This window comes from Streptosporangium sp. NPDC002607 (assembly GCF_053592655.1).
In genome coordinates, this window is sequence record NZ_JBSFWD010000009.1 from 274,196 (window position 1) to 281,370 (window position 7,175).

Genomic DNA, 7,175 nt, shown 5'->3' on the forward strand with positions numbered 1-7,175 from the left:
GAGTGCCCGTCCGGGCCGCGGAGGTGTGCGAGTGGATGAGGAGCCGTGGGGATGTGCGCCGAGGCGGGGAGACGGAGATCGGCTCCCCGCGGGGCGCGGCTAGAGCGTCAGCGACGGCTTGAGCTGCTTGAACCTGGCCATCAGGCCGTTGACGAACTGTGGCGACTCGTCGGTCGACAGCTCGGAGGCCAGGCTGACCCACTCACTGATGACGACGCCCTCGGGGACGTCGGGCATCCACAGCAGCTCGTAGGTGCCGCCACGCAGGAGGTTGCGGTCGACCGCGGGCATGCGGTCGAGCGTCCAGCCGTCGGCGTAGGCGGTGATCAGCTCGTCGATGCGCGTCCGGTGCCTGCACACGCCTTCGACGATCGTCGTGGTGTATTCGTTCACGGGCGGCTCGGCCCGCTCCAGGCGCTCGGCGAGAACGCTGAGCGGGTCCTCGCTCCGTGCCTCCGCCTCGAAGAGGATGTCCAGCGCGCGCCTGCGCGCCTTACCCCGTGCCGACATCAGGCGCGGCCGAGATAATCGCCGGTGCGGGTGTCGACCTTGACCTTCTCGCCGGTGGTGATGAACAGCGGCACCTTGATCTCGGCACCGGTCTCCAGCTTGGCGGGCTTGGTGCCGCCGGTGGAGCGGTCGCCCTGGAGGCCGGGCTCGGTCTCGGCGACGATCAGCTCGACGGCCGCGGGCAGGTCGACGTAGAGGACGTTGCCCTCGTTGATCGCCACGGTGGCCAGCATGTTCTCCAGCAGGTAGTTGGCGGAGTCGCCGACCGCGACCCTGGAGACATGGAGCATGTCGTAGGTCTCGGTGTCCATGAAGACGTAGTCGTCGCCGTCCATGTACGAGAACTGCATCTCGCGCTTGTCGACGTTGGCCACCTCGACCTTGACGCCCGCGTTGAAGGTCTTGTCGACGACCTTGCCCGATAGCACGTTCTTGAGCTTGGTGCGGACGAACGCGCCGCCCTTGCCGGGCTTGACGTGCTGGAACTCCACGACAGCCCAGAGCTCACCGCCGTCGAGCTTGAGCACCAGGCCGTTCTTGAGGTCGTTCGTCGTCGCCACTAGTTCTCTCCTGCGTACGGCCGCTCTTAGAGGACGAGCAGCTCTTTGGTCGTCCGGGTGAGAAGTTCCGGCCCGCCGTCACGCGCCACGAGCGTGTCCTCGATGCGGACACCGCCCCTGCCGGGAAGATATACCCCAGGTTCAACCGTGACCGGAACTCGGTCCTCTATTCTAGCGTGCTCGTGGTCAGGCTCTGGCTTTCGCGGAGACAGGAACGGCATCTCGTGGATCTCCAGCCCGACTCCGTGGCCGAGACCGTGCTTGAAGAACTCCCCGTATCCCGCCTCGGCGATCAGGTCGCGAGCCGCGGCGTCCACCTCGTGGAGCGCCGCACCGGTCCGCACGGCCCGGCGGCCGGCCCGCTGGGAGGCGCGGACCAGGTCGTACAGCTCGCGCTGCCAGCCGGCGGGCTCGCCGATCGCCACGGTTCTGGTCATGTCTGCGTGGTAGCCCCGGTACAGCGCCCCGAAGTCCATGGTGACCAGGTCTCCGCGCTCCAGCGGCCGGTCCGAGGGCGAGTGGTGCGGGATCGCGCCGTTGGGCCCGCTCGCGACGATCGTGTCGAAGGCGAGCCCGTCCGCGCCCAGCTCGACCATCCGGCGCTCCAGCGCCCTGGCAACCTCCTTCTCGGTCAGCCCCGGACGCAGTTCGGGCAGGACCTCGGCGAAGGCCCGGTCCGTGAGCTCGCACGCGGTGCGGATGAGATCGATCTCGGCGTCGTCCTTGACCATGCGCACCGACTCCACCAGTTTCGACAGGCGGAGCCGGTCGCCGCCCAGCCGGAAGTAGGTGGCGACGGACATGTGGTCGGCCTCGATGCCCGTCCGGCCGCTCTCCGGCAGCAGCGCCCCGGCGACGTCGAGCTCCTCGACCACCTCGATGTCGGCGCACAGCCGCCGGGCGGCCCCGATGTAGCGGGAGTCGGTGGCCAGCGTGGCGCCGGCGTCGGCCCGGACCAGGACCGCCGCGTTGGAGCTGGCCAGGCCGGTCAGGTAGCGCACGTTCACGCCGCCGGTGACCAGGATCGCATCCGCCTCGTGAGCGGGGAGAAGGGCCGCGAGGTTCTCACGGCGCCGTACGTGGATGACGGTCATGGCACGCATGTTATTGGCCGATTTGACCAATGTCGTCCCCTTGGCCCGATCTCGCCGGCCCCCTCCCGGAACCGGAACCCGCCGATCGCACGCCCACCGGCTCCCGGTCTCCCGCGCGGCGGGTCAGGAGGCGAGTTCCCTGACCTTCTCGACGAGCCGCAGGCGCTCTGCGTGGGTACGTCCCAGCGGGGCGACGTTGATGGTCGTGACACCCGACTCGCGCATCGCCTGCAGCCGCTCCCTGACATGCCCCTCCGAGCCGATCAGCGACATCTTCTCCAGCATCTCCCGCGGAACGAGCGCGGCGGCCTCGTCCTTCTTTCCCTCCAGGTAGAGGTTCTGGATCTGCTCGGCCTCCTTCTCGTAGCCGTACCTGCGGGCGAGGTCGTTGTAGAAGTTCCTGCCCTTGGCCCCCATCCCGCCGATGTAGAGGGCGGCCATCGGGCGGCCCAGCTCCAGCCAGCCCGAGACGTCGTCGCCGATGGCCAGCGACGCCTGGGCGATCACGTCCAGCTCTCCCAGTGCCGGGTCCCGCTTGGCCCGGCCCGCCGCCAGGGAGGCCCCCCACACCTCGGCGGCCTTCTCCGGCATGTAGAAGATCGGCTCCCAGCCCTCGGCCAGCTCGGCGGCCAGCTCGACGTTCTTGGGACCGATGGCGGCGATCACGACGGGGATGCGGTCGCGGAGCGGGTGGTTGATGAGCTTCAGCGGCTTGCCGAGACCGGTCCCCTGGTCCGCGGGGAGCGGGACGGTGTAGTGCCTGCCCTCGTAGTTCAGGCGCTCACGCCGCCACACCTGGCGGCAGATCTCGATGACCTCGCGGGTGCGTCCGATCGGGGCGTGGTACGGGACACCGTGGAAGCCCTCGATGACCTGCGGCCCCGAGGCCCCCAGGCCGAGGGTGAAGCGGCCGTCGGAGACGTAGTCCAGGCCCGCCGCGGTCATGGCCAGCAGGGCGGGGGTGCGGGAGTAGATCGGCAGGATGCCGGAGGCGATCTGCAGCCTCTCGGTCTTGGCCGCGATGTAGCCCAGCTGGCTGACCGCGTCGAAACTGTACGCCTCGGCGACGAAGACGATGTCGAGACCGGCCTTCTCGTAGTCGGCCAGTTCGGCCACCGTCTCCTTGAAGCCTCCCGAGTAGCTCAGGGCCATACCGATACGCATCGTGAGATCGTCCTTCCGCAGCGCCGACGAAACCGAATGTTGTTCCGTTTCCTTGGCTGTAAAGGCTATCGACTCACCGCCGAAGCACCAAGCCCCGCCCGTCGGGCCGGTAGCCTACGCATTCCGGGGTAGGGGATCTTTGACGGCGACAAGGAGGGGTGTGCTGAGGCGGTCGATCATCGTGGTGGCGGGAGCCCTGGCCCTGACTCTTGGAGGGCACCGGCTCCTGCCGGAACTGGGCGGGTTCACTCCCGTGCTGGAGAGCCTCCTTCCCTGGCTCGGCGTCGCGATACCCATCCTGCTGATCTGCGCGCTGGCCACCCGCTCATGGCAGGTGATCTTCGCGGCGCTGCTCCCGGCGATCGTCTGGGGCCTCATGTTCGGCCCGACGCTGCTGCGCAGCCCGCCCGGCGGCCCCAGCGACCTGTCGGTCGCCACGCTCAACGTGGGCGCGGCCAACGCCGACTCGGCCGAGGCCGTACGGTCGGTCTCCAAGGGCCGTGACCTGGTCGCGGTGCAGGAGCTGACCGCAGGAGGCCCGGCGGCGGAGATCCTCAGCGAACGCTTTCCCCATCACTACCGGATCGCCACGGTCGGCCTGTGGAGCCGGTTCCCGATCCTCGAGGCCCGCAAGGCCGACATCGGCCTCGACTGGGCGCGGGCGCTGCGAGCGGTGGTCGCCACCCCCAAGGGGAGACTGACCGTGTACGTCATGCACCTCGCCTCCGCCCGGCCGGGCCAGACCGCGCAGCGTGACGAGACCCTCGCCTACGCCCGCAGGATGATCGACAAGGACGACAGCGCGCGCCTGCTGCTGCTCGGCGACCTCAACACCGCCACCACCGACCGCAAGCGCTCCGGCCTGGTGCCGCCGCTGTCGGACGCCCAGCAGGAGGCCGGTACGGGGTTCGGCTTCACCTGGCCCGCGGCCTTCCCCGTCACCCGTCCCGACCACATCCTCTACCGCGGCCTGACCGCCACCGGGGCGGGCGTCGAGCGGGCCGCGGGCAGCGACCACCGCGCCGCCTTCGCCTCGCTGCGCCTGACCTCCCAGAAACCGGACTGACCGGACCAACCAGCCGGGCCTGAGGGTCCGGAAGGCCCGGAGGGCTCGGGTGGCGAGGCCGGAACGGGCCCCTTGGCTCCGGCGGGTCCGCCCAGGTGGGGCTCAGGGGGTTCGGACAGCGACTCAGGCGGCGACTCGGGCGGCGAGGCCGGAACGGGCCCGTGAAGCCGCCGGGCTCAGCCGGGCCGGGCGGCTCGGGCGGCGACGTCGGAGCGGGCCCGCAGCGCCGACAGGTCCGCCGGGGTGTCTATGTCGGCGGGGTCCGCCACGTCGTCGCAGGGGACCGCGACGACCAGTTCGGGATGGGCCTTCAGGAACGGGCGTGCTCCGGCGTCGCCGGTCGCGAGCCGGGAGACCTCCGCGAAGTGCTCCCTGGCGATCAGCACCGGGTTCCGCCGCGCCCCGCCGTAGGTGGCGACGGCGACCGAGGCACCCCGCTCCGCGGCCCGGATGAGCCGCTCCACCGCCGCCGGGCCGACGAACGGCTGGTCCACCAGGCTGATCACCACGTGCTCGGCGGTGGCGGGGATCGCCTCCAGACCGGCCCTGAGCGAGGAGCCCATCCCCGAACTCCAGTCCGGGTTGTGGACGGTCACCGCCCCCGGCACCCGGACGGCGGCCGCCCCGAGCACCACGACCACGGGCCGGCAGCCACCGTCCTGGAGCACCCTGACCCCCCGGTCCACCAGCCGCTCCCCGCCGAACTCCACCAGCGCCTTCGGCGTGCCGAGCCGCGAGCCGGACCCGGCGGCCAGCAGCAGCCCCGCGCTCACCGTTCCCACCGGTTCCGCTCCGGCCGTACTCACGCGCCGGGCCCGTCGCCGTGAACCGGGTCATCGCCATGAACCGAGCCATCGCCGTGGATCCGGCCGGAGCCGTCGGTCAGCGGCCTGCCCGAGCCGCCCCAGCGCAGCTGGATCAGCTCGGCGGCGATGGAGACCGCGGTCTCCTCGGGGGTGCGCGCGCCCAGATCCAGGCCGATCGGCGAGCGGAGCCGCTTCAGCTCGGCCTCCCCCAGCCCCGCCCGCGCGAGCCTGGCCAGCCGGTCCTCGTGGGTACGGCGCGATCCCATGGCGCCGACGTATCCCGCCGGGGTGCGCAGGGCCACCTCCAGCAGGGGGACGTCGAACTTGGGATCGTGGGTGAGCACGCAGATCGCGGTCCGCTCGTCCACGGTGACCGAGGTGAGGTAGTCGTGCGGCCACTTGACGATCACCTCGTCGGCCTCGGGGAAGCGCTTGGCCGTGGTGAAGACCGGCCGGGCGTCGCACACGACCACGTGGTAACCGAGGAACTTGCCGATCCTGGCGACCGCGGCGGCGAAGTCGATCGCGCCGAAGACCAGCATCCGGGGCGGCGGCGCGAAGGACTGCACGAAGACCGACAACTCGTCGAGCCGCCGCTCCCCCCGGGCCCCGTACCTGCGGACGCCCGTCAGCCCCTGCGCCAGCATGCCCCGTACGTCGTCGTCCACCGCCTCGTTCAGCCGGTCCACCCCCAGGGAGCCCGAGGAGCGGTCCGGCCAGATCACCCGGCGGCTGCCCACCGCGCCCGGCCCGGACAGGATCGTCGCCACCGCCACCGGCTCGTGCCCGAGCACCGAGGCGGCGACCGACCCCAGCTCGGGAAAGGTCTTCCTGGAGACCGGCTCGACGAACACGTCCAGGATGCCGCCGCAGGTCAGGCCGACGGAGAAGGCGTCGTCGTCGCTCACCCCGTACCGCTGCAGAACGGGCCTGCCCGAGGAGACCACCTCCTGGGCCAGCTCGTAGACGGCCCCCTCGACGCAGCCGCCCGAGACGCTGCCCTCCGCCTCGTCACCGAGCACCGCCATGGACGCTCCCGGCGGCCGGGGGGCGCTGCGGAAGGTGTCGACCACGGTGGCCAGGCCGAACGTCTCCCCCGCCTCCCACCAGCGCAGGACCTGCGACAGAACATCACGCACGAGTGCCTCCCAGCAGCATTGCCAGCTCTTCGAAGGCGGCCAGGCTGTGCCCGGCCACGAAGTCGTCGATGTGCGGAAGGGCGGCCCGCATGCCGGCGGTGAGCGGCTGGTAGCCCTCCTGCCCCTTGTGCGGGTTCACCCAGATCACCCGGTGGGCCGTCCGCGACAGCCTGGCCATCTCCGCCCCCAGCAGCGAGACGTCGCCGCGCTCCCACCCGTCGGACGCGATCACCACCGTCGCGCCGGCCGCGTCGTTCAGCGCCAGGAGCCGCCGGAGTTCCGCACCCAGCCGGGTGCCGCCGCTCCAGTCGGGAATGGCGCGGGAGACGGCGTTCATCGCGGTGGCCGGGTCGCGGTGGCTCAGCTCGGCGGTGAGCCGCGTCAGCCGGGTGCCCGCGCTGAACACCTCGGTGGCCCCGGGCTCCGACCTGACCAGCGCGTGGGCCAGGCGGAGCAGCGTGTCCGCGTACGGGGTCATGGAGCCGCTGACATCGACCAGCAGCACGACCCTGCGGGGTCTGGTCCGGTGCGCGCGGTAGCGGAGACCGGCGATCTCCCCGCCCCTGCGCAGGGTCTCGCGAATCGTCGCCCTGCCGTCCAGCCGCCCCCGGCGCGAGGGCCTGAAACGTCGCGACCGGCGCCGTTCCCGGCCCGCCCGCAGCAGGGCGAGCAGCCGGTGTACCTCGGCCAGCTCCGGTCCCGTCATCCTGGCCACGTCACGGGTGCGCAGCACCTCCGTCGCCGGACCGCCGTCTCCACATCGGCGACGCGGACGTCCAGGTGGAACTGCTTGTCGGGGCCGGGCCAGGCGGCGGGCTTGCGGTCGAGGTTCTGCT

At 71.5% G+C, this 7,175-nt stretch carries 8 protein-coding genes; 1 reads left to right on the forward strand and 7 read right to left on the reverse strand.

Annotated elements, in window-relative coordinates; all coding sequences use genetic code 11:
- Positions 1-99 precede the first annotated feature (99 nt).
- The 4 genes from nusB to ACWD3H_RS14125 all read right to left on the reverse strand — a co-directional run bounded on the left by nusB (position 100) and on the right by ACWD3H_RS14125 (position 3,328).
- Positions 100-510 carry a transcription antitermination factor NusB gene (gene nusB / locus ACWD3H_RS14110; protein WP_355550953.1) on the reverse strand — a complete coding sequence of 137 codons (411 nt, stop codon included), beginning with the start codon at positions 508-510 and terminating at the stop codon, positions 100-102.
- Complete coding sequence (gene efp / locus ACWD3H_RS14115; RefSeq protein ID WP_343979490.1) at positions 510-1,070, reverse strand: elongation factor P; 561 nt, start codon at positions 1,068-1,070, stop codon at positions 510-512. Before efp ends, nusB begins: the two co-directional genes overlap by 1 nt.
- A 26-nt stretch (positions 1,071-1,096) precedes the next feature.
- Positions 1,097-2,164: a M24 family metallopeptidase gene (locus ACWD3H_RS14120; RefSeq protein ID WP_350924501.1), complete on the reverse strand. Its 1,068-nt coding sequence runs from the start codon at positions 2,162-2,164 to the stop codon at positions 1,097-1,099.
- Between the two features lie 123 nt (positions 2,165-2,287).
- A complete protein-coding gene (locus ACWD3H_RS14125) occupies positions 2,288-3,328 on the reverse strand; it encodes an LLM class F420-dependent oxidoreductase (RefSeq protein WP_451955218.1) in 1,041 nt (346 codons plus the stop codon).
- Positions 3,329-3,488: 160 nt separating this feature from the next.
- On the opposite strand from ACWD3H_RS14125, the gene ACWD3H_RS14130 reads away from it, so the two are divergent.
- Complete coding sequence (locus ACWD3H_RS14130) at positions 3,489-4,394, forward strand: endonuclease/exonuclease/phosphatase family protein (protein ID WP_451955219.1); 906 nt, start codon at positions 3,489-3,491, stop codon at positions 4,392-4,394.
- A gap of 176 nt (positions 4,395-4,570) precedes the next feature.
- Here ACWD3H_RS14130 and ACWD3H_RS14135 read toward each other — a convergent pair whose 3' ends face one another.
- Genes ACWD3H_RS14135 through ACWD3H_RS14145 form a run of 3 tightly spaced genes read right to left on the reverse strand, consistent with a single transcriptional unit; the run spans position 4,571 to position 7,072 of the window.
- Positions 4,571-5,167 carry a nucleotidyltransferase family protein gene (locus ACWD3H_RS14135; protein WP_451955228.1) on the reverse strand — a complete coding sequence of 199 codons (597 nt, stop codon included), beginning with the start codon at positions 5,165-5,167 and terminating at the stop codon, positions 4,571-4,573.
- 29 nt (positions 5,168-5,196) lie between these two features.
- On the reverse strand, positions 5,197-6,339 hold the full coding sequence (locus ACWD3H_RS14140; RefSeq protein ID WP_451955220.1) for an XdhC family protein: 1,143 nt from the start codon (positions 6,337-6,339) through the stop codon (positions 5,197-5,199).
- Positions 6,332-7,072 (reverse strand): vWA domain-containing protein, encoded by a 741-nt coding sequence (locus ACWD3H_RS14145; protein WP_451955221.1) that lies wholly within the window; start codon positions 7,070-7,072, stop codon positions 6,332-6,334. The genes ACWD3H_RS14140 and ACWD3H_RS14145 overlap by 8 nt, the downstream gene beginning before the upstream one ends.
- Between the last annotated feature and the right edge of the window lie 103 nt (positions 7,073-7,175).

What these genes read in the sequence shown, in the direction of transcription:
- ACWD3H_RS14120 (WP_350924501.1), bottom strand. Translation starts at nt 2,164, where the DNA reads ATGACCGTCATCCACGTACGGCGCCGTGAGAACCTCGCGGCCCTTCTC.
- nusB (WP_355550953.1), bottom strand. Translation starts at nt 510, where the DNA reads ATGTCGGCACGGGGTAAGGCGCGCAGGCGCGCGCTGGACATCCTCTTC.
- ACWD3H_RS14125 (WP_451955218.1), bottom strand. Translation starts at nt 3,328, where the DNA reads ATGCGTATCGGTATGGCCCTGAGCTACTCGGGAGGCTTCAAGGAGACG.